3 protein-coding genes are annotated in these 2,913 nt (G+C 60.6%); all 3 read right to left on the bottom strand.

What is annotated here, in order from left to right:
* On the bottom strand, window positions 1-521 hold a 521-nt coding region (locus ACFMO7_RS19355; protein ID WP_376797126.1), incomplete at its 3' end, for a PIG-L deacetylase family protein.
* A gap of 288 nt (window positions 522-809) precedes the next feature.
* Window positions 810-1,523: a class I SAM-dependent methyltransferase gene (locus ACFMO7_RS19350; protein ID WP_376797125.1), complete on the bottom strand. Its 714-nt coding sequence runs from the start codon at window positions 1,521-1,523 to the stop codon at window positions 810-812.
* 414 nt (window positions 1,524-1,937) lie between these two features.
* Window positions 1,938-2,913, bottom strand: a 976-nt coding sequence (locus ACFMO7_RS19345; protein WP_376797124.1) for an RNA-guided endonuclease InsQ/TnpB family protein, incomplete at its 5' end; no start/stop codon positions are given.

Raw genomic sequence — 2,913 nt, 5'->3', positions numbered from 1 at the left:
AAGTAATAGATCTGGCGCACCGCATGCGGAGTGATGCCGTCCTGGAGCTGCTCTGGGTAATACCAGAGGCCCCGTGCACACGCAATTGCATCCACAGTACAGATCCCGACCGCTCGGTGATCAGGGTGGACCTCATCCTTTCTCCAGGGATCGAAGGTGAAGACAACGTCAGGTCGGAGCTGGCGAATCACCAGTGCGATTTCCCGCCGCAATTGCTGGCAGGGCTCCACTTCCCCATCGGAATACCCCTCCAGAAAGGTCACTGACTGCACGCCGAGCACGGAAGCTGCTTCACGCTGCTCCTGCTCCCGAATCCTTGCCAGTTGCTCGGGAGGTAAGTGTGGATCATCGCTGCCTTTATCCCCTCGCGTCACCAGGAGATAATGGACCTCCTTTCCTTCACGAGCCAGTAATGCAATGGTACCCCCACAGAGGTGCTCAGCGTCATCTGGATGGGCCTGCACCACGAGAATGCGCTGCCCGCCAGGCGGAAGCAGAACAGAAGAAGTGGATTCAGGCATAGGGACGCTCATCTCCTTTCCCGAGCATATCGCTGCTGAGAGACAGCTGCTGCTGACTTTGAGACAACACCTTCTCTTGTTCCGGTGTGCTCCTCATTATATCATCTCTTCTGTCCTCTTGAAGTTCTCATCGGTGGGGAGGAGAGGGAGGTGGATGTCGAGTCGAGGTATGAGAGACCCATGAAATGAAACGCTTCTGCCAAGGACAGGCCTGCCTGCCACAGTCCCGGCCTCCTCTGCCCAACTCCGTAGAGAGCCACCGGGCTGCCAGGAAGAGATGATGTCAGGTCAGAGCATCTCTCTGAAGATGGGATCAGGCAACGAGGTGGCAAAGAGATGTGGATAGCCGCGGCAATGCCGTTGCAGGGAGAGAAGCAAAGCAATCTGCTTGTGGCTGTCCTCCCCCCACTGCAGCAGGCGGCGGGTGGCCGGCCCGGCGGGCTGGAAGACGTCGCTGAGTTCCAGGAGTTCGATCCAGCCGCCGGGCCGCGTGACGCGCACCAGCTCGCGGACAACACCGGGCCAGGCCTGGGCGGGAATGGCGGCGACCAGTAACCGCTGATGGGTGTAGCAGAATTGGGAGTCCGGGAAAGGCAGGCCCTCGAGCACGTTGGCACGCACGAAGACGCAGGTCGGGGGGACCGGCTGGGGCAGGGAGGCGAGCGAGACGTCGACCCCCACCACGATGGCATGCGGGAAGAGGGCCTGCATCTCGAGGGCCCGGATGCCGGTGCCGGTGCCCACATCCAGGATGGTGCACAGGCGCTCGGGGCTGAGCGGCGCGAGATAGTGATTACTCAACGTCCGATACAGAGCATGATGCTGGTAATTGAGCCGCTGGTCTTCCAGCGGATCTTTGGGCAACAAATACGGGACATCGTCCAGATAGTGGCGCTGCCGGGCAGACGGCGGCCCGCCCGAGGGGGCGAGCGCGTCGGGCCGGGCCGAGGCGAGGGCGGCCCGGGCGCGGCGGTGGCCAACCAACGGGCGGAAGCGGGCCATCTCAGTGCTCCTTTCTTTCTCTCTGCGCGTTGCTCCCTGGCCACTTCCCCTCTGGTTTGCTCCTGGGAACGTCCTGATAGGCACGCGAGGCAGATGTGGCTCGAGAGGACTGGACAGGCGGGGCAGGGAACGGTTATACTGAAGAGGAAGCATCGACTCGGTCCAGAGGAGGAGATGCTCGTGGGCTGGAGTGGATACCAGGCAGAGCACTTGCTCATCTGGCCCTGGATGGCCTCTCCCAGATGGTGCAGCGTGTCTGCCCGCTGGGGGAGCGGGGTAGCGCGAGGCAAGGGAGTTGTTTTCTGCAGGGCAGGAAGTGGTTGCGTTGTTCAGATGTTCAGAAGGGAAGGGGAGCCAATGGTGCCTGATCTGGCTGATCACCCGGCAGTGTTCGCCAGTGACGCTCTGCACGGGCTAAAGCCCGGCAGCTTCTTGGGCAACCCCCGCCGCCGCAGAGGTTGACGCCCAACGGCTGCGTCCCAGCCGAAGGATGTTGATGGCGGCGTTGACGTCTCGATCGAGGACCAGTCCGCAAGGACATGACACCATCCTTACGGAGAGGTCGATCTGTTCAGGGAACCGCTGGCCGCAGGACGAGCACGTTTGGCTCGTGTAGGCAGGGTCTCCTTCGATGACCACACGTCCAGCCTCTGCCGCTTTGACGTGCAGCCTGGTCCTGAAATATCCCCAGCCTGCGTCCAGGATGCTCTTGGCCAGATACCGAGTCCTGACCATGTTTCGGATCTGGAGATCTTCTACCGCAATGAAATCGTATCGGTGAACCACATGATGAACAATCTTGTCCAAGACATCCTGACGTTGTCTGGAGACATGGAGATGGTGCCGAGCCACCAGCTGGGCCGCCTTGCGCCAGTTCCTCCCTCCCTTTTGCCTGCGGCTCATCCGGCGCTGCTGACGGCGAAGTTTCTTCTGGGCAGCCCGGTACCATTTCGGATTGGGTACTTTCTCGCCATCAGAGGTGGTGATGAGGGACGTGATCCTCACATCGATGCCTACGGTCTTTCCAGTGGGAGACAACGGCACTGGATTTCCCTCGCAGGTGAACAGAGCGTACCAGCCATCTGCCTTCCGGACAATCCGGACGGTCTTGGGAGGACAGGGCAGAAGCCTCTGCCAGCGAACGGGGACCCTGCCGATCCCATACAACCGGAGCCTTCGTCCATCGATCTTGAAGCCGTTGCCGTATTCCTTGAAACCAAAGGACGAGAAACGGTTTTTGCCCTTGAATCGGGGGTACCCAGGTTTCTCGCCAGCCTTTACACGCCGGAAGAAAGCTGTAAATGCGCGGTCCAGATCGGCGACGACCACCTGGAGAACATGACTGTGGATATCCCTTGCATCTGGGGTAGTCGCTTTGAGTTCCTTGACC

Source organism: Thermogemmatispora sp. (assembly GCF_042408735.1).
Taxonomy (GTDB): domain Bacteria; phylum Chloroflexota; class Ktedonobacteria; order Ktedonobacterales; family Ktedonobacteraceae; genus Thermogemmatispora.
Note: the sequence above shows the minus strand (reverse complement) of the source record. Positions and strands in the feature narration are given on the sequence as shown.

What these genes read in the sequence shown, in the direction of transcription:
- ACFMO7_RS19350 (WP_376797125.1), bottom strand. Translation starts at nt 1,523, where the DNA reads ATGGCCCGCTTCCGCCCGTTGGTTGGCCACCGCCGCGCCCGGGCCGCC.